The organism is Stenotrophomonas sp. S41 (assembly GCF_016624625.1).
Lineage (GTDB): Bacteria > Pseudomonadota > Gammaproteobacteria > Xanthomonadales > Xanthomonadaceae > Stenotrophomonas.
Genome location: NZ_JACVTV010000235.1, coordinates 1 through 256, shown reverse-complemented (window position 1 = coordinate 256; position 256 = coordinate 1). Strand labels below are relative to the sequence as shown.

At 66.4% G+C, this 256-nt stretch carries 1 protein-coding gene; it reads left to right on the top strand.

The features are described from left to right. The coding region (locus tag IAE56_RS21000) for an RHS repeat domain-containing protein (RefSeq protein ID WP_200753847.1) at positions 1 to 256 on the top strand (256 nt) is incomplete at both ends.

Sequence of the window (256 nt, the reverse complement as noted above, 5' to 3'; positions counted from 1 at the left end):
AGCGGCCACGCCACCGGCTTCACCTACGATGCCAGCGGCAATCCGCAGACGGTCACCGACGCCCTGCAGCGCGTGACCCGCCAGCAGTTCGACCCGTTGAACCGTCTGGCGCAGACCCTGGAGGACGTGGGCGGCGTGGAGGCGGAGATCGGCAGCCAGTACAACGCCTTCGACCAGGTAACCCAGGTGACCGACCCCAAGGGCTTGCACACCACCTATGCCTACAACGGCTTTGGTGACCTGACCGGGCAGGTGA